The organism is Nonomuraea sp. NPDC052116, from assembly GCF_040680035.1.
Taxonomy (GTDB): Bacteria; Actinomycetota; Actinomycetes; order Streptosporangiales; family Streptosporangiaceae; genus Nonomuraea; species Nonomuraea angiospora_A.
On sequence record NZ_JBFAWA010000023.1, the window covers coordinates 19,723 to 36,339 of the forward strand.

At 68.5% G+C, this 16,617-nt stretch carries 20 protein-coding genes; 6 read left to right on the forward strand and 14 right to left on the reverse strand.

The window, feature by feature from the left end; all coding sequences use genetic code 11:
* Positions 1–80: 80 nt before the first annotated feature.
* From AB0L65_RS37105 to AB0L65_RS37140, 8 genes are all read right to left on the reverse strand, one after another.
* The gene (locus AB0L65_RS37105; RefSeq protein ID WP_364255341.1) at positions 81–1,394 is read right to left on the reverse strand and encodes a sugar ABC transporter substrate-binding protein; all 1,314 of its coding nucleotides are present in this window, start codon (positions 1,392–1,394) and stop codon (positions 81–83) included.
* 201 nt (positions 1,395–1,595) lie between these two features.
* Positions 1,596–2,585: a hydroxyacid dehydrogenase gene (locus tag AB0L65_RS37110; protein ID WP_364255344.1), complete on the reverse strand. Its 990-nt coding sequence runs from the start codon at positions 2,583–2,585 to the stop codon at positions 1,596–1,598.
* Between the two features lie 26 nt (positions 2,586–2,611).
* Entirely contained in the window at positions 2,612–3,277 is a 666-nt protein-coding gene (locus tag AB0L65_RS37115) for a ThuA domain-containing protein (RefSeq protein ID WP_364255347.1), read from the reverse strand.
* Entirely contained in the window at positions 3,274–4,707 is a 1,434-nt protein-coding gene (locus AB0L65_RS37120; protein ID WP_364255350.1) for an aldehyde dehydrogenase family protein, read from the reverse strand. Before AB0L65_RS37120 ends, AB0L65_RS37115 begins: the two co-directional genes overlap by 4 nt.
* A gap of 89 nt (positions 4,708–4,796) precedes the next feature.
* The gene (locus AB0L65_RS37125; protein WP_364255353.1) at positions 4,797–6,026 is read right to left on the reverse strand and encodes an ROK family transcriptional regulator; all 1,230 of its coding nucleotides are present in this window, start codon (positions 6,024–6,026) and stop codon (positions 4,797–4,799) included.
* 133 nt (positions 6,027–6,159) lie between these two features.
* On the reverse strand, positions 6,160–6,465 hold the full coding sequence (locus AB0L65_RS37130) for a hypothetical protein (RefSeq protein WP_364255356.1): 306 nt from the start codon (positions 6,463–6,465) through the stop codon (positions 6,160–6,162).
* Positions 6,465–6,731, reverse strand: a complete 267-nt coding sequence (locus tag AB0L65_RS37135) for a hypothetical protein (RefSeq protein ID WP_364255359.1) — start codon at positions 6,729–6,731, stop codon at positions 6,465–6,467. The genes AB0L65_RS37130 and AB0L65_RS37135 overlap by 1 nt, the downstream gene beginning before the upstream one ends.
* 230 nt (positions 6,732–6,961) lie before the next feature.
* A complete protein-coding gene (locus AB0L65_RS37140) occupies positions 6,962–7,270 on the reverse strand; it encodes a hypothetical protein (RefSeq protein WP_364255362.1) in 309 nt (102 codons plus the stop codon).
* 220 nt (positions 7,271–7,490) lie between these two features.
* Between AB0L65_RS37140 and AB0L65_RS37145 the strand changes: the two genes are divergently transcribed.
* From AB0L65_RS37145 to AB0L65_RS37160, 4 genes are all read left to right on the forward strand, one after another.
* A complete protein-coding gene (locus AB0L65_RS37145) occupies positions 7,491–7,880 on the forward strand; it encodes a hypothetical protein (RefSeq protein ID WP_364255365.1) in 390 nt (129 codons plus the stop codon).
* A 304-nt stretch (positions 7,881–8,184) separates the two neighbouring features.
* A complete protein-coding gene (locus AB0L65_RS37150; RefSeq protein WP_364255368.1) occupies positions 8,185–8,433 on the forward strand; it encodes a helix-turn-helix domain-containing protein in 249 nt (82 codons plus the stop codon).
* Positions 8,434–8,438: 5 nt separating this feature from the next.
* Positions 8,439–8,864, forward strand: coding sequence for a hypothetical protein (locus tag AB0L65_RS37155; protein WP_364255371.1), 426 nt, complete (start codon positions 8,439–8,441; stop codon positions 8,862–8,864).
* Positions 8,831–10,150 carry a tyrosine-type recombinase/integrase gene (locus AB0L65_RS37160; RefSeq protein WP_364255374.1) on the forward strand — a complete coding sequence of 440 codons (1,320 nt, stop codon included), beginning with the start codon at positions 8,831–8,833 and terminating at the stop codon, positions 10,148–10,150. The genes AB0L65_RS37155 and AB0L65_RS37160 overlap by 34 nt, the downstream gene beginning before the upstream one ends.
* A gap of 487 nt (positions 10,151–10,637) precedes the next feature.
* Here the strand turns inward: AB0L65_RS37160 and AB0L65_RS37165 are convergent, their stop codons facing one another.
* From AB0L65_RS37165 to AB0L65_RS37175, 3 genes are all read right to left on the reverse strand, one after another.
* Positions 10,638–10,943 (reverse strand): hypothetical protein, encoded by a 306-nt coding sequence (locus tag AB0L65_RS37165; RefSeq protein ID WP_364255377.1) that lies wholly within the window; start codon positions 10,941–10,943, stop codon positions 10,638–10,640.
* Positions 10,944–10,992: 49 nt separating this feature from the next.
* Complete coding sequence (locus AB0L65_RS37170; protein WP_364255380.1) at positions 10,993–11,229, reverse strand: hypothetical protein; 237 nt, start codon at positions 11,227–11,229, stop codon at positions 10,993–10,995.
* A gap of 333 nt (positions 11,230–11,562) precedes the next feature.
* Positions 11,563–12,051, reverse strand: coding sequence for an ATP-binding protein (locus AB0L65_RS37175; RefSeq protein ID WP_364255383.1), 489 nt, complete (start codon positions 12,049–12,051; stop codon positions 11,563–11,565).
* A 639-nt stretch (positions 12,052–12,690) separates the two neighbouring features.
* On the opposite strand from AB0L65_RS37175, the gene AB0L65_RS37180 reads away from it, so the two are divergent.
* Together AB0L65_RS37180 and AB0L65_RS37185 are read left to right on the forward strand one after the other, a co-directional pair.
* Positions 12,691–13,509, forward strand: a complete 819-nt coding sequence (locus AB0L65_RS37180) for a helix-turn-helix transcriptional regulator (RefSeq protein WP_364255386.1) — start codon at positions 12,691–12,693, stop codon at positions 13,507–13,509.
* Positions 13,500–13,712 (forward strand): DUF397 domain-containing protein, encoded by a 213-nt coding sequence (locus AB0L65_RS37185; RefSeq protein ID WP_185067896.1) that lies wholly within the window; start codon positions 13,500–13,502, stop codon positions 13,710–13,712. The genes AB0L65_RS37180 and AB0L65_RS37185 overlap by 10 nt, the downstream gene beginning before the upstream one ends.
* A gap of 80 nt (positions 13,713–13,792) precedes the next feature.
* Here the strand turns inward: AB0L65_RS37185 and AB0L65_RS37190 are convergent, their stop codons facing one another.
* The 3 genes from AB0L65_RS37190 to AB0L65_RS37200 form a co-directional block, all read right to left on the reverse strand.
* Complete coding sequence (locus AB0L65_RS37190; protein WP_364255389.1) at positions 13,793–14,098, reverse strand: hypothetical protein; 306 nt, start codon at positions 14,096–14,098, stop codon at positions 13,793–13,795.
* Positions 14,099–14,797: 699 nt separating this feature from the next.
* Entirely contained in the window at positions 14,798–15,847 is a 1,050-nt protein-coding gene (locus tag AB0L65_RS37195; RefSeq protein WP_364255392.1) for a hypothetical protein, read from the reverse strand.
* 39 nt (positions 15,848–15,886) lie between these two features.
* Positions 15,887–16,501, reverse strand: a complete 615-nt coding sequence (locus AB0L65_RS37200; RefSeq protein WP_364255395.1) for a DUF1345 domain-containing protein — start codon at positions 16,499–16,501, stop codon at positions 15,887–15,889.
* Positions 16,502–16,617: the final 116 nt, after the last annotated feature.

Below are 16,617 nucleotides of genomic sequence, written 5' to 3' on the forward strand. Positions count from 1 at the left end.
CGTCGATCGCCTTACCCGGGCCCTGCCGGCGGAGGAGATGGATGGAGCTGGGCCGGTCGTGCCGACCGGCCCAGCGGCTGTCAGTTGAGGGTGAAGCCGAGCTTCTTCATGTCGGCGACGGTCGCGTCCTGCATCTGGTCGAGCGCCGCGCCGAACGGCTTGCCCGCCTGCAGCGCGGCCCCGAACGAGTCCGTGTAGCTCCTGAACGTCACGGTGACGTCCGGGCCCCACATCGAGAACGAGCGGGCGGACGGCGCAGCCTGCTTGATCACGTCGTAGTAGTCGGCCTGGTTCGGGAGGAACGGCGGGGCCTGCTTCAGCGGGGGGAGCGATCGGCCGGAGGTGGCGGCCGGGTAGATGTTGATGTGTTCGATCTGCGCCGTCAGCGCGGCGTCGTCGGTGTTGAGCCACGCGGCGAACTTCGCGGCCTCTGCCGGGTGGGCGGAGTCCGTCGTGACCGTCGTGGCGGAGCCGCCCCAGATGCCGGTGGTGGCGTCGCCCGCCGTCCACGCCGGGAGCGGGGCGACCGCCCACTTGCCCTTGGTGGCTGGGGCGATCCCGCCGAGCTGGGCCGGGGCCCATGCGCCGGAGATCCAGGTGGCCAGGGTCCCGTCGTTCATCTGCTTGTTCCACTGAGGAGAGAAGGAAGGATTTTTCTGGATAACGCCGCTTTTGACCAGATTCTCCCAGTAGGTGGCGACCTTCTTCGAGGCGGCCCCGTTGATGTCGACGTGCCACGACGTGCCGCTCGTCGTCCACCAGTCCGCTCCGGCCTGCTGGACGAGGCCGGTGAACCAGCCGGGGTTGCCCGCGTCGAAGTTCGTCATGTACGCCTTCGGCGCCTTCTTGTGCAGGTCGGCCGCGGCCTTGGCGTACTCGTCCCACGTGGTGGGGACGCTGATGCCGTACTTCTTGAACACGTCGGTCCGGTAGAACAGCATGAGCGGCGCGACGTCCTGCGGGATGCCGTAGACCTTGCCCTCGAAGCGGGTCGACTTCAGCGTGACGTCGTCGAACTTGCTCACGACGTCCTTGGTGAGGTCGGTGATGTCGCGGACCACGCCGGCGGAGACCAGGGCGGGCAGTGACTGATACTCGACCTTGACGAGGTCGGGGCCGTTCTTGGCCTGGTGCGCCGTGATCGTCTTGCTGACGAGCTCGTCACCGCCCGCCGGGTTGGCCAGCGTCACGTGGATGTCGGGGTGGGCCTGGTTCCAGAGGCTCACCACCTTGTCCATGTTGGGGTCCCAGTCCCAGAACGTCAGGTTCACCGGGCCGGCGGCCGCCGAGGCCGACCCGGGGGCCGGGGCCGTGCCGCTCCCGCCGCCGCAGCCTGCGGCGAGCAGGACGCCCGCCAGCATCACTCCCGTGAACCCTGTATGGCTAGCTTTCATCGCCATTCCTTTGCTTGCATGTGCTCCGGACCGTGGACCCTGAAGGTCCTGGGACAAGGACCGGGGATGCCGTCGTCTCGAGGAGAGGATTCGCCCTGAGAGGCGCGAGGTCAGCGCCAGGGGCTTTATCTAAGACTTAAGGTAAGTCTCTAATCTGTGGCGCGTCAACACATCGGAAACATTTGATACGCGCACGTTTCCTCAGGCTATGACCGACAAGGCCGCAGGATCGACGGCATGGCGCAGGGGCGTGCCGGCGAGGACCCTGGCCACCTCGTCCACGGCCTGTGAGCCCAACCGTACGAGTTCGGTGCCGAGGGAGCCCGCGACATGCGGCGTGAGGATGACGTTCGGCAGCTCCCACAGGGGCGAGCCCGGGGGAGTGATCTCCGGCTCCGTGACGTCGAGGATCGCCCATATCCGCCCCCGGCGAAGCTCGGCCACGAGCGCGTCCTGGTCGACGAGCGACCCGCGCGCCGTGTTGATCAGCGTCGCCCCCGGGCGCATGGCGGCGAGGTGCGCCGCGGTCACCATGCCGCGCGTCCGCTGCGTGGCGGGCGCGTGCAACGAGACGACGTCGGACGCGCGGAACAGCTCGTCCAGGGCGACCCGCCGGGCCCCCAGCGCCACCGCCCCGGCCTCGTCCAGGTACGGATCGCTGATCAGCACCTCCAGGTCGAACGGCCTGAGCAGCTCGGCCACCCGGCGGCCGATCCTCGACGCCCCGACCAGGCCGACGGTCTTGCCGTAGTTGCCGATGCCGGGGAACTCCTCGATCAGGTCAAGCAGGCCGACGGCCGCCCGCCCCGCGCGGTACTCCCTGGCCAGCGCCGGCACGGCCTTGTTGGCCAGCAGGATCACGGCCAGGGTGTACTCCGCGACAGGCACCGCGTTGGCGTCGGCCGCCGAGCTCACGGCGATCCCCCGGTCGAACACGGCCGGGGTGACGTGGGCCTTGACGCTGCCGGCGGCGTGGACCACGGCGACGAGATGCGGCGCGCACGCCAGTGCCTCCTCGTCGAGCACCGGGCTGCCCCAGCCCGTCAGCAGGACCCGGGCGCGGGCGAGGCGTTCGCGCTCCTCGGCCGTGGCGAAGCCGGTGAGCGGCGGCCCGGGATCGCCCCCGGCCACCGCGCGGAGCCGGTCCCCGCACTCTCCCGCGAACAGCCGGGCCGGCAGGCGGGGGGACATGGCGAGGACCACGCCCGGGCCGGCGTTCACCTGGCGGCCCACACCAGGCCGCGCTCGGTGAGCGTGCGTACGGTGGGTGCCGTCAGGTCGGCGGGCCGGTGGCCGATGGCGGAGAAGAAGACCTTCCCCGCGCCCCAGCGGCGGGTCCAGACCACGGGCATGTCGACGGGCTCGCCCCCATGGCCGCCGTTCTCCGGCTCGATGCGGGTGCGGGCCAGCACCGTGCTCAGGGAGTCGGTGAGCATCCAGTACTGCTCGGTGGTGACGTCGAAGTCTCCCAGCCCCGCGACGATCGGATGGACGGCCTGCTCGGGGGCGATGGTCACCCGGTAGTCGAGGAAGTCCGGCGGGTGGTGCAGGAACAGGCCGCCGACCATGCGGAGGTAGTCGAGGCTTTCGTTGAACGTGCCCACGACGCCGCCGTGCCACCCGGCGAACCCGGTGCCGGCGTGGACCGCGGACACCAGGCCGGCCGACTGCTCCTCGGTCAGGCTCCCCATCGACCAGCACTGGACGATCAGATCGGTCGCCGCCAGCAGGTCCCGGTCCTGGTAGACGTCCAGGTCCTCGCTGATGCTGATCGCGAAGCCCGCCTCTGTCAGGGCCGGCAGGAACAACTCCGTCGTCTCGACCGGGGAGTGCCCTTCCCAGCCGCCGCGGACGATGAGCGCGCTGCGTCCGGCGGCGCTCACGCCTGGCCCGCCGGGTCGGCGGTCCACGCCGGGAGGGCGATCGGCGTCCGCTGCACGCCGATCCACTGGCGGCGGGTGAAGCCGGGCATCTGGTTCTCGGCGCCGTGCCGGGCGTGCGCGTCGTTCACGTGCACCTCGCCCGCCCGCAACCGCTCCGCGACCCGCATGCCGCGCATGAGGTCGGCCGTGAAGACGGAGTTCATCAGCATCGGGTAGCCGTTCGTCAGGGCGATGGCCTCCTCCTCGTCGTCCACCACGGTGATGGGGATGACAGGTCCGAAGATCTCCTCGGTGAACGCCGGCATCTCCGGTGTGACCCCGGTCAGCACGGTCGGCCGGTAGAAGAGGCCGTCGTACGTGCCGCCCGTGACGAGCTCGGCCCCCATCGCGACCGAGGGCTCCACGATCTCGCGATGCACCCGGTCCCGCTGCGCGGTGCTGATCAGGGGCCCGAGCTCGACCTCGCCGCTCATCGGGTCGCCCACCCGCAGGGCTTCGACCCGCCGGGTCACGGCCGCGATGTACGCCTCGGCGACGTCCCGAACGACGATGTGGCGGCTGGAGCTGATGCACGTCTGCCCCTGGAACTCCAGGGAGGCGATCATCGCGTGCGACGCGGCCAGGTCCACGTCGGCGTCGTCGAGGACGAGGAACGCGTTGTCGCCGCCGAGCTCCACGCGGACCGGGCGCAGGTCGGGCGCCGCCGCGGCGGCGATGGCCAGGCCCACCGAACGCGAGCCGGTGAAGTCCATCAGGTCGAGACCCGTGTGGGTGGCGAGTGGCCAGCCGGCCTCGGGGCCGTCGCCGGTCACCACGTTGAACACGCCGGGCGGCAGGCCCGCGTGGTCGGCCGCCTCGGCGAGGACCTGTCCGCCGATGATCGGCGACAGCTCGGCGGGCTTGAGCACGATCGTGTTGCCGAAGGCCAGCCCGGGCGCCACCGCGCGCATCGCCAGGTTGAGGGGGTAGTTCCACGGCGTGATCACGCCGATGACGCCGAGCGGCACCACCCGCGACAGCGACAGCTTCCCGGCCTTGTACGGCGGAAGGATCTCGCCCGCGTTCTCGGTCGCCTGGACGGCGGAGATGTCGAGCTGGCGGATGCCCGTCGACACCTCGTCCTCGCCCTTGGCCCGCACGCCACCCGTCTCCCGCATGCTCAGCGTGACGAGCTCCTCGTAGTGCGCGCGCAGGTAGTCGGCCATCTTCTTCAGGTACGAGGCCCGTTCGGGGGCGGCGAGGTCGGCCCATCCCGGCTGGGCCGCGCGCGCCGCGGCGACCGCCAGCTCGACGTCGCGCTGGTCCCCGAGAGCGTAGCCGCCGATGCGGGCGCCGGTGGCCTTCTCCTCCACGTCGCCCACCTTGCCGGACGCCGACGGCCGCCAGGCTCCGTCGATGTAGAGGCGGCTGTCGGCCGGACGAGACGTCATCTGCACTCCGAGGGATCTCCGGTGGCGCACGGCGCCACGGTCATGGGTACTTAGTCCATGACTTAAGTTAAGTCCCTACGGCGATTCGGTCAATGGGGCTGTAGGTCACGGGCTCCTTTGGGCGGGAAGCCGCCGTTGGCGAGGACTTGCATCACCGGCAGCGTGGCCGCCCCCATGGCCACCGCCTCAGGGCCGAGCTCGCCGAGCTTGATGCGCACCTTGCCACGGAGGTAGGGGAGCGCGTGCCGGCCGGCCGTGTCGCGGATGGCGGGCAAGATCGCCGGCCCCAGCGTCGCGCCCGCCCAGCCGGCCAGCACCACGAGATCGGGACTGAGCAGGTTCACCAGATTCGCGATGCCGATGCCCAGATATTTCGCGATCCGGTCGAGGATCTCGGCCTCTGGCCCGGGCGCCGCCCCCCGGGCCACCAGCTCGGCCAGGCGCGTCTCGGTGTCTGCGGACTCGAACGCCCGGGCCTCGGACAGGGTCTGGTAGTCCTCGAGGATCGCCTCCGCGCCGACGTACGCCTCCAGGCACCCCCGCGAGCCGCACCGGCACGGTCGGCCGTCGACGTTGATGACCGTGTGGCCCCACTCGCTGGTCATGCTGGTGGCGTCGCGGAGGGGATCGGCCGCCGTCGTGAACGCGGCCCCCACTCCCACGCCGATCAGCGCGACGACCGCCCGGCTCGACCCGCGCCCCGCGCCCCGCCACATCTCGGCCTTGCCCAGCGTGCGGGCGCAGTTGTCGACGTACAGGGGGACGCTGACGTCACGGCGCAGCAGGTCGCCGAGAGGCGCGGCGGACCAGCCGAGGGTGGGTGCGTAGACCAGCTCGTGGGCGGTCGCCGCCACTCCGGGAACGCCGACGCCGACGCCGAGCAGCTCGGCCGGGTCCAGCCCCACCTCGGAGGTGACCTGATCGATCCCGGCCATGACCAGCCGGGCCACCGCCTCCGGCTCCAGGCCGGTGCCGGCGACGGGATAGGTCGCCGTCGTGATCGTGTCCAGCGTGAAGTCGAAAAGGCCGATCTGAACGTGGGTCTCGCCTATGTCCACGCCGACGACCCGGCCGAAGTCGCCGCGGACGCGGATCAGGGTGCGCGGCCGCCCGCCGTCGGAGCCGACCAGCCCGGCTTCCTCGACGACGCCGTCGTTGATCAGGTCCGAGACGACGTTGCTCACGGTCGCCGAGCTCAGCCCCGACTCCTTGATCAGGTCTTGGCGGCTGAGTGGCCCCTGGACGTACAGGGACGACAGCAGCGTCGAGCGGTTGTGGCGACGCAGGTCGCGTGTTGTCTGCTGCACCGCTCGTTTCACACTGTGGATTCTGCCAGAACGTAGACGGATTAGGCTCGGGCGGGCGGGCTCACCGTGGCCGGGGCACCAAGCGGATCGACCGCTTACGGAGAGCTCCGGCAACAGAGCAACTGATCTTCGCTCCGGACAGGCCCTACCCGACGAGAGACTCGGACACGGCCCATAGCCTTCCGACGTTCTCCCGATCCAGGGCATACGGCGCCACACCGGCGATGGCACCGGCTCGTTCGGTGACCGTCCTGGCCTGTGCGCAGTCCTCGAAGTAGCGGCCGGTGATGCCCTCGACGGTCGGTGAGGCGGCCAGCAGCACCGAGGTCGCGGCGCCCTGCTCGACGGTCTTCCCCGGGGGCAGCGCCAGTCCGGTCGTGTCGATGAAGCCGGTCAGCTGCTCGAGGTCCACGTGCCGGGCCAGCGACGTGCCCGCGATGTTGCCCGGCATCAGCGCGTTGGCGGTGATGCCGTCTCCGGCCCACCGCTCGTGAGCCGATCCGACAGCGGAGGCCGCTCATGTGGCTGGCCGCCGTTCAGGCACCAGCGGACGTCATCGATCGTGAGGTAGGCGACCCGGGCGCGCGGTTGCGCCGTGCGCAGCGCGCCGTAGGCGGCTCGGGCGTAGGTGGACAGGTACGGCGGAACCCCCAGGCCGGAGGGTTCGACGGTGTAGCAGTCCAAGATCAGCAGGGTGGTACGCGATGTCGTGCTCATGTGCACTCCAATCGTCAGCGTGCCCGTGTGGGGTGGGGCTCGACTGCTCCTGGTCCTCGCTCACGGGTAGGTCTTCCCGCTCTTGCGTGGTCGGGTTGCCGGTATGCGGTGTGGGTAAGGAGTATCGCCAGTGCAAGCTGGCCAGCATGACGCTGTTCATCGGAGGTCCTTGGCCTTGGTGAGTTGAGAGTGTGGCATCGGCACCTGCGTGGAGCTGTCCTTGTCTCGTCTCATTGGGTTGCATTCCTCGTACCAGGGCCGGAGCGCTTCTCCACGATGATGCGAGGTTGCGTGGGCAGCTGAAGGCCCGGCGGGGTTCGCCACTGCTTCTGCGCGGCATCGCTCATGAGACGCAGTAACTGCTCGGGGTGCTTGGCCGCGACGAGGATGCCGCCTTCGGCGGAGAAACCCCGGTAGAAGGCGAGCAGGCCACGATCGACGCGGGAGTACATCAGGAGCCAGTCGGGGAAACGTCGTTGGTGCTGACGAACGTATTCGGTCCCGAAAGCGTCGGCAGCCGCGTCGCTCTCGCTGCTCACGAGATCTCTCCAGCCAGGAGGGCGGCGGGGCACTCAGGGATGCGCTGCTGAGGGAGCAACGCCCGCCCGGGCGACGGTGCGAAGCCGGGCGGTAGGACACAGCCGGCCATGGGATCGCCCAGAACCCGATACATCCGGCGAGGTCCACGGAAGTTACGACGCCCATGCAACATGCGCCAGTTGTCGAGCAGGTGGGTTCGGCCGCATCCTGGCCGGATGCGTGACCCTGCTGCGGCCCGGCGGCGTCGCGGCGATCACGGTCCGGCCCTACCGCGTACGCGGCGAGTTGGTTGACCTGCCCGGCCACGTCCACCGCCTGGCCGAGGAGGCCGGGCTGGTGTTCGTGGATCGGATCGTGTGCCTCCTGTGTGGGCTCGGCGAGGGCCGGTTGCTGAATCGGGCGTCGTTCTTCCAGCTCCATGAAGCGCGCAAGGGGTGGGCACGCGGCATGCCGATTCACGCCGTCGCCCATGAGGATCTGCTCGTGTTCCGCCGGTCCGAGATACCGGCGGGTTCACGGAAACTGAAGGATCTTCAGCAGGAACCCAAGGGTTCGTCGGCCGAGCTCGATCCTGGCTCTGCACTGGCAACCGTCCACGAGCCGGAGTAGCCCCGCGTAGCCCCCGGTTCCTGGCCCGGATTCGGGCCGGGCGCTGGGGCGCGGGCGTGGACCTGCGGATTTCGCTTGACGCGGGCCATGGAGGTGGGCGTCGATACCGCCTGCCGCCCGCCCGCCCCGGTACCGGACCCTGAGCCGGGGGCTGTGGCCGCCCGTCGATGAACGGCGGTCACACCCCCGCGCCCGGGGCCGGGCGGGGCCCGGGGTGGGGGCGTAGCGCCCATCACAGCCCGCCGGGAACGCGCGGTCCACGCGACTCGCATGTCCTGTTCATCAATGCTCATGGAGGTGATGCATGACCAGCACAACCCCAATCGGCTACCCGGCACAGGTGACGCCGGAGGTGATCAGTCTGCTCGCGGCCGGGCGGCTGCTCGGCATGGGCCGCACCAAGGCATACCGCCTCGCGAAGGCAGGTGAGTTTCCGTGCCGGGTGCTGCGCATCGGTGGCCGGTACGCGGTGCCGGTGCGCGGGCTGCGGGCGCTACTCGACCACACGAACGAGGGCGGCAGCGAGAGCCGCCCCGCATGCGAGGAAGGATGACCACGATGGCGAAAGACCCGGATAAGGCGGCGAGCAAGGAGCTCAAAGTCGCCAAGGGCACCACGTTCAAGATCTGCAGCTGCATCGACCCCGAGACCGGCAAGAACATCAGCAAGACCTGCCCCAAACTGCGCCGCCCGCACGGAGACGGCCGACAGCGATGGAGCACCACTCACGGCACGTGGGCCTATCAGCTGGAGTTGCCCGCACACGCCGACGGCAAGCGGCGTAGCCCGCTGCGCCGCAGCGGATTCGCCACCCTGGAGGACGCCGAGGCCGAACTGGACCACGCCCGCGGCCTGCTCGCCCTCGACAACGATCCCGCCGTGCGGAGGCAGATCACCAAGCTGATGCTGTCGGTCCTCAAGGACACCAAAACCTGCCCGACACCGAAGAGGTGCGGCGCAAGGTCCGCACCCGCCAAGACCTGAACCGGCACATCACCGTGGCCGAATGGCTGGGGGAGTTCCTGGGGCGCAAGCGCGCGATCGAGGAGACGACGAAACGTTCCTACGAGGCCCATGTCCGCCTCTACCTCAACCCCTACCTGGGCGATATCCGGCTGGACCGGCTCCGGGTCTCCGACATCGCGGGCATGTTCGATGCGATCGAGGAGTTCAACGACATCATCGCCGCCGAGCGAGCCAGCGGCGACCCTGCCCGCGTGGCATCGGTCCGCTATCGGCGTCCGGTCGGCCCGACCACCCTGCATCGCATCCGCGCCACCTTGCGGCACGCGCTGAACGTCGCGATCTGCCAGGACCGGTTGCTGGACTTCAACCCGGCCGCCGTCGTTGAACTGGCTCCCGCCGTACGCCCCAAGCCCGTCATCTGGACCGACGAGAAGGTCACCCAGTGGCGCAAGGACCACGCCAAGCACGCCGACCGGCTCAAGCGAGCTCGCGAAGGCAAGCGAGTCGACCCGATCGCCGCCTACATCGGCGCTCCGCGTCCGTCGCCGGTGATGGTGTGGACCCCCGAACAGACGTCGGCGTTTCTCACCTACGCCCGCCGGGATCGGCTGTTCGCGTTGTATCGGCTGATTGCGGTACGCGGCCTGCGGCGCGGTGAGGGGGTCGGGGTGCGGTGGCCGGACGTCATCTTCGAGCAGTCGCGGATCGGCGTGCATTGGCAGATCACCCAGCTCGGCTGGGATCCGATCCAGGGCACCCCGAAGACCGATGCCAGTGACCGGGAGATCGCGGTGGATGCCGAGACGATGGCCATCCTGAAAGAGCACAAGAAACGTCAGGCCCGGGAACGGCTCGCGGTCGGCGGAGACTGGGCCGAGTCCGGATTCGTGTTCACCGATGAGCTGGGCCGGCCGCTGCACCCACAGCACGTGACCGACCGCTTCTACTGGCTGTGCTATGAAGCTGGTCTGCCGCCGATCCGGTTGCATGACCTGCGCCACGGAGCGGCCACCGCCATGCTCGCCGCCGGGGTGGACATCAAGATTGTGCAGGAAACGCTCGGGCACACCTCGTCGGCGTTCACCCGCGACACCTACACCAGCGTCTACCCCGAAGCCGCCGCCGCGGCAGCCGAGGCGACCGCCGCACTGCTCGCCGCCCAACCTTCCCCGGCACCGTCGTCGGCCTCGCCGGGACGCCGCACCGCCCGGCCCGGAACAGACCCCAAGCCGAGGGCGAACGACACGTCTGGGAAGGTTGAGGGCTCGGTGATCCACCTGCCACGGGCAAGGCGGCCACAGTGACGTCCGGGAGGGGGACCTTCGGGGAGTAGATGTGGCCGGGGAGACAGGTCGGCCGTGGTTCGCTCGGCCGATCTGCCTCCGTGATCTTCCGCACCTGGCCTCTCTATAGGGAGGGGTCCTGCAGGTAAGGGAGGGATGATGCGGCCCCAGGGATGTGGTGCATCCGCGTCTTATCCACAGGGCCTGAGCCCGACAGCAGCACGCAAAAAGAGGGCGTTGCTGCCGGACGTCTTGGTCACGTCGCGGGGGTTCGGCGGCGGCGATCTCAGAAGGCGAGGGATCATCTTCCGATGCGCTCCTGCGAACTGCGGATCGTGCTGATCGTTGCTGAGGGGGCGGCTGACCGAGGCCTTCGTGCGACCCCTTTGAAGGGTGACCGTGGGTGCCAGGCGCTTTCGCAACCGGGCACGTAGGCACCCTGAAGGGATGCAACCCCGCTGCTAACGGGCGTTCTTGGGATGCCGGGGGTCGGCATCGGGCGTCGTGGTCATGTGGTGCCCGACGGTGTTGCGGCCAGGACGTGGCAGATGCGTTTGGCGGCTGTGGCGGGGTCGGTGACGTCGTTGATGGGCTCGGGCCATGACCACCAAAACAGCCATTGGTCGTCCATCGGGGCGGCGGAGATGATCTCCGACAGGGTGGTGGCTTGGGGGTTGATCACCCGTAGGCACGGTAGCCGTTCGTCCGGGGTGAGCAGGCGGGCGTGCAGGCCGAGATCGTGCAGTAGTTTCTGCAGGTTGGTGAGGTGGGTGACGGCTTGCGCGGCTATGGCGGGGGTAACAGGCTCGGGCATGGTTGGCTCCAAAGGATCGACGGGGGCTGGGAGAGGGGTGGCCTGTTGTTCACGGGGCGGGCGGGTACGGTGGCTGGGGGTGTTCCGGGTGGGCCTGGTTGTGGCTGGCGGCTCGCCGGGTGCGGTAGATCGACCGCAGAGCGGCGGAGAGGTAGCCGATCAGCAGGGCAATGACCAGGACCAGAGAGACCGGCTTGGTCATGCTGGCAGGGGCCAGCAAAGCGAAGACGATGTCGCCGGCGGTTAGGAACACAGCCAACACAATGATCGTCTTCTGGCGAGACATGACAAGGGACTCCATTGGTGAGGAAACTGCGGGGCGGCTACTGGGCTTGAGGGAGGTCGCTGTCGAAACCGCGAGCGGGATGAGCAGCCGGCCAGAGATGCCGGCGGGGTCAGCGCAGAGCAGCCTTATGGCCCTCGGCCCGAGGTCGCGCCTCGCGACGATCACTGCGCCCGGTCAGCGCAGGGACCGGTGGTGACCCAGCCGACGAAACCCGAGGAGAAGGCACCGGGACAAGCAGGACCAGGTGGTGACACTGCACGCAGTGCTCCGGTTCTTCGGTGACAGCAAGCATCCAGGGCGGGATGGGACGGTGATGGGCCCCGGAAGAGCCGGTTAGACGGAGGCGCGGAAGAGTTCTTCGAGCTCTGCCGGGGTAGGGCTGAGGTCGAGGTGGCACCACACGACACGGTGCCCGCTTGCGTGCAGCTGGTGGCTTCCCCACCGCCCGCGCGACAGGCGGTCCACGATCGCTAGCCCCCGCCCCTGCATCGCGTACAGGTTCGACGCTTGCATCGGGATACACGAGGGTGTCGAACAGGCCGACCCAGGATCGGTCACGACCAACCGCAGGAAATCCCGCCCCTGGGACAGTTTGACCTCGATCCCGTCGAGGTCGCTGCCGGGGCCGATTTCGAGAGCAACATGCTTGACGGCGTTGGTAACCAACTCGGATGCCACCAAGACCAAGATTTCCCGGGCTGGATGCTCGGCGCCTGCCCAGGCAGTGACCGCTTCCCGTGCCAGATACGGCGCCCGCTCATCGCGCGCCAGTTGGATAACGCCGAGTTCATGACATTCGGTCATTACGGATATGTAGATCACCGGATTTGCCTCGCTACTTCTCGATCTCCAACTGCGTCCTTCATGCAACGAATGTGAGCATCGTTATCGTCGGCCTCCGCCCACGCTCCAGGCAGAGATTCGGCGCTTGAAACGTGGTGCTCACCAAAGCTGTGCGGGCGGTTCCAGATCGACTGCCGCGAGCCGCAACGCGTCTGGGCTCTGGACTTATCGTGAGCTCGATACCGCCAGAGGTGGCTCATGGCCTCAGCATCGGCGGCGGCGTGGTCGGAAGCATGGGCGATCAGCTCGTGGATGGTCCCTCGCGGCAGGCCGATGACGTCGTGGTTCGTATCGGTCCGAACGGCGGCGACCTGACCGGCCCGACATAGGGCCAGGCCATTCACCGGACCCCATACCTGCCGGACATGAATGCGAATTCACGTAAGCCGCCACCCTGCCGCTTTTGTTCACTTTGTGGCTCTTGTATGCCACGCCGTCTCCGAGATCATCTGTAGGATAGAGGCTTCCGCGCCTCTTGACTCCCAGTGATATCTCCATAGCTTTGCGTCTCGGCAGTAATTTGTGGGACAGTTTTCACCGCCATTCATCCGACAGGTTGTCGCATTCCTGGGTGTCGGATGCGCGGTCGGTGTGGCAATAATCATGGGGAGGTGGAGCATGCCCGCGGCACGCAAACTTGATCCGAACGCGAGCAGGACGGCGGCCTTCGGCGCCGAACTGCGGCGCATGCGTGAAGAGGCGCAGCTCACCCAAGCAGAGCTCGGCCGCCGCGCCGGATACTCATCCAGTCAGATAGGAGCGGTCGAGGTCGGCAAGCGCTCGCCCACCGAACAGTTCCTCAGCGAGTGCGAGAAGGCGCTCGGTTCCGGACTGCGTGAAGTGTGGGCATCGCTGTCACACCATCGCGACACGGCTCCCACCTGGTTCGCCCCCTGGCTTCAGGAGGAAGAACAGGCTCAGTCCCTGCGCACCTGGGAGCCTCTGGTGGTCCCGGGGCTGCTGCAGACGGTCGACTACGCTCGTGCCTTGCTGGAAAGCGAGTCCGGCTACGACAGCGAACGCATCGATGCCCTCGTCGCCACTCGCCTGGCCAGGCAGAAGATCTTGACCCGCACCCATCCTCCTCGCTACCTGGTGGTGCTGGATGAAGGGGTGCTCAGCCGGCCCATCGGCGGCCCCGGAGTCATGCGGGAACAGCTGGAGCGATTGCTGGAAGCGGCGCGAGTCCCGCACATTACCGTGCAGATCTGTCCGCTGGGCGCCAATCCCGGCTTGAGCGGAGGTATCGTCATCGCGCAAGCGCCCAACGGTGTCCGTCACACGGTCTATCTGGAGACCGCTGCCGAGCCCGTCGTGACGAGCTACGCCGAGGTGGTTGAGCTGGTTACCATGAAGCTGGACGCCATCAGGGCGGATGCTCTCCCCCAGAGGGCGTCGGTCGAATTCATCAGGAAGATGGTGGAGAAATGGACCTGACGGCCGAGCTGGAGACAGCGGCCTGGCGCAAGGCGACATGCTCGACCGGAAACGGCGGAAACTGTATCGAAGTCGCACCACTGTCCGGCGGCCGTGTCGGCATTCGCGACACCGAAGCGCCTGACCAGGCCCCCTTCGTCGTTCGACCCGAGGTATGGGCCGCATTCATTGACGGTGCGAAAAAGGGCGAATTCGACTTCTAATCCCCTACCGCGACAACGACGAGGGGCCTCGGCGCCGGCCGAGGTCCCTCGTCATGTCTGAACGACTCAACCGGACTGGCCTACGGCCGATTGAACCACACCGGCTCGGCGCACGTCCGTACCCCCTTGTCGCGCAAGGTCGTGCACACGAAGATCTTCTCAGCGCCGGACGCTCCTCCTTGGACAATCGTGAGGATCATCAGGGCCAGAATGCCGACACCCAGGGCCAGCAGCGCGAACGACACCAGGTAGAGGATCCCGTGCTCGGCGGCGGTCAGCATGGCGAGCAGCCGTCTGTTCTCCGACCTCTGGGCGACCTTGTGTACCGTGACGTCGGCCGGAGACGAAGGTCCGGGCGCACCTGATGTGTCCGGTGGGTTGTTCATGGGCAGTACCTGTGATCGTGCTGTGTGTGCTGGCGACCGTCGTACAGGGTGCCCATACCCCCGGTCCGGCGCGCGCGAATCTCCCGGTCCGGTGCGGTGCCAGCCATCATCTGCCCAGCTCGGACACCCCGCTCGCGGCGCGGTAGACGGCCAGTGTCTCCTCGGGGGTGCGCGCCCAGCCGGGCGATGTCGCTGGATCGGCGGCGCGGGCGACGGCCGCCATCGCAGCCAGCGCAAGGACGTCTGCAGTCGTCGTCTATCGGATCCACCGATCCGACGCTATCGCCCGTGTAGGGAACGCTTGCGGGAGCTCCGCCGACGCCAGAGCTGGGCCTGATCCGTGTTCCGTCGGCGGGCTCGACAGGAACCGTCATCGAGATCACCGCCCACTCAGGAAGGGTACGAATTTCCGGACTGAGCGGTGCTGCGGTGTCCATCGCACAGACTGATGGAAGGCGACTAAGCCCTTGGGCCGTGGCTGCACCTACGATGTGCCCCCCGGTGAGGACGATGAGCCACAGCATGGCACCGTGGCCCGCAGCCACCGCCCCTGCCGCCCGAACCGGCCTGCAGCCTCGTTCGCGATCCCATGCGCCATTCATCCCTTCGCGCGGTGGGCGGCCTTTACCCCCTCGACGGCCCCATGCGCTCTGGTCGCGGGCACCCACTCCGGCCCAGGCGGCGACTTCGGCCGAGTGGTCAGACGTTCTGTTGTTCTGCGAGCCGGTCGCGCTGACGCTGGCCGTAGGCCGCTTTGCGAACGGTCCCGTCGTCCTCGAGCCCGGAGCCGAAGGCGCCGCCCACCATCGCGCTGGAGGTCAGGAACCAGGCCAGCGCCAGGTAGTCGGTGACGCCCCATCGATGGTTCAGCGTCTCCGAGAGCAGGGCAGGTACCAGCACAAGCGCGCCGACCCCGGTGAGAACCACGAACAGCACCGCGTAAAGGCAGAGCACGCCCAGTGTGATGGTGATCAGGGTGACGGTGTTGTAGAGGTGGGCACGGGCCTTGGGCACCCTGCCGTCGGGACGCTCCCACAACTCGTGGTCGACGATGATCCATGCGGCGAGAGCGAGGATGGACAGCACCATGATCAGCGACTGCCGCCAGGTGTCCAGCGCGGTGGAGAGCTTCCAGGCGGTGTCGTTGATCACGCCGAACGCGGCGGTGGCGAACACGCCCGCCAGCGCCCGTGACAACGAGGTGAACAGCCGCCATGGGCGGTTGGCCCGCACCATGCCGGCGAGTAGGCGCGCCCGCCCGCGCAGGCCGGGCATGACGTAGCGATCGGGGACGACCCGGCCGGGCTCGGTGTCTCCTTCCACCCTACGGCCGATCGCAGGGAGGCGGTCACAGCCGGTGGGCGGGAGGACGAGCAGGCCGACGACGTTCACCACGGCCTCCAAGGTCCGGCCGACCAGGTGAAAGGTGCCGAGGGCGGGCAACGACAGCAGGGCGACGCGGTCGCCGGTGCTGACCTCCGCGCTCACCGCGTCCAGGCCCAGCCGGCGAGGGAGGTCGGTGAGGAATATCCCGACGTCCCAGCCGGACTCGGGCAGGTGCGGACGGACAGCGGTGAGCATGGCTGAGATGTCGACCTGCTCTTCCGCCGCCAGGGGAGCGGTGTACGCGCACACCTGCCAGTCGAAGCCCGGGCCGAGCCGCTCCCGCAACCGGCCGGGCAGGTCGCGCGCCACCCTCACAGCCAGCTCGGTGGGCAGGTCAGGATCGGCGACCAGGGCGATACGCATGTCCAGGCCCTACCCCGAGCGGATCGCCCTGACCAGGAGTTACTGGCCCAGGCCGGTGACGAGATTGATGGCCACGGCCAGGATGCCGGTGCTGAAGAAGTAGGACAGCAGGGCGTGCGCGAGGGCGACCTTGCGGATATGCGTGCTGACCACACGGTTGTCGGTGACACCGAAGGTCACGCCGATCGTGAACGCGAGGTAGGCGAAGTCGCTGTACGCCGGCGGATCCTCCTGCCCGAAGTCGATGCCGCCGTCCTCGTCCACGTAGTAGAGCCTGGCGTACTTGAAGGCGAACACCGTGTTCACCAGGCCCCACGACACGACGACCGTCACCATGCTCAGGATGACCAGGGCCGTCGTCAGCGGGGTGTGACTGGCGGTGCGGACCAGGGCGAGCGCGACCGCCCCCAGGCTGGCCACCGCGCCGATCAGAACGCCGGTGTCGGTGGAGCGAGCGTCGCCCTCCTCTTGGGCCAACCGCTTGGTGTCATGGTGATCCTTGGGCCAGCTGATCAGCCACACCCAGACCAGGCCCACCGTCGCGGCCACACCCCAGCCGAGCAGCGGCGACAACTCCGGGACCCCCAGCCGCCAGGCACCGGCCGCCATGACGACCCCGGCCCCCAGCGATGTCAGCACGCGCCTCACCGACATGACGCGCTTCCCCGCGCGTCCCCTGGACCCAGACCTCACCGCTCCAACATCCCATCGAGCCCCCGCAGCCAAGGTACCCCGGCCGATGTAGTCGCCAATCGGAGTTCAGGCTGGCG

Coding starts and splice junctions, on each gene's coding strand:
- AB0L65_RS37190 (WP_364255389.1), bottom strand. CDS start 14,098: ATGAACAACCCACCGGACACATCAGGTGCGCCCGGACCTTCGTCTCCG.
- AB0L65_RS37200 (WP_364255395.1), bottom strand. CDS start 16,501: ATGTCGGTGAGGCGCGTGCTGACATCGCTGGGGGCCGGGGTCGTCATG.
- AB0L65_RS37165 (WP_364255377.1), bottom strand. CDS start 10,943: ATGCCCGAGCCTGTTACCCCCGCCATAGCCGCGCAAGCCGTCACCCAC.
- AB0L65_RS37195 (WP_364255392.1), bottom strand. CDS start 15,847: ATGCGTATCGCCCTGGTCGCCGATCCTGACCTGCCCACCGAGCTGGCT.
- AB0L65_RS37105 (WP_364255341.1), bottom strand. CDS start 1,394: ATGAAAGCTAGCCATACAGGGTTCACGGGAGTGATGCTGGCGGGCGTC.
- AB0L65_RS37155 (WP_364255371.1), top strand. CDS start 8,439: ATGGCGAAAGACCCGGATAAGGCGGCGAGCAAGGAGCTCAAAGTCGCC.
- AB0L65_RS37180 (WP_364255386.1), top strand. CDS start 12,691: ATGCCCGCGGCACGCAAACTTGATCCGAACGCGAGCAGGACGGCGGCC.
- AB0L65_RS37185 (WP_185067896.1), top strand. CDS start 13,500: ATGGACCTGACGGCCGAGCTGGAGACAGCGGCCTGGCGCAAGGCGACA.
- AB0L65_RS37120 (WP_364255350.1), bottom strand. CDS start 4,707: ATGACGTCTCGTCCGGCCGACAGCCGCCTCTACATCGACGGAGCCTGG.
- AB0L65_RS37150 (WP_364255368.1), top strand. CDS start 8,185: ATGACCAGCACAACCCCAATCGGCTACCCGGCACAGGTGACGCCGGAG.
- AB0L65_RS37110 (WP_364255344.1), bottom strand. CDS start 2,585: ATGTCCCCCCGCCTGCCGGCCCGGCTGTTCGCGGGAGAGTGCGGGGAC.
- AB0L65_RS37130 (WP_364255356.1), bottom strand. CDS start 6,465: ATGCCGGGCAACATCGCGGGCACGTCGCTGGCCCGGCACGTGGACCTC.
- AB0L65_RS37170 (WP_364255380.1), bottom strand. CDS start 11,229: ATGTCTCGCCAGAAGACGATCATTGTGTTGGCTGTGTTCCTAACCGCC.
- AB0L65_RS37135 (WP_364255359.1), bottom strand. CDS start 6,731: ATGAGCACGACATCGCGTACCACCCTGCTGATCTTGGACTGCTACACC.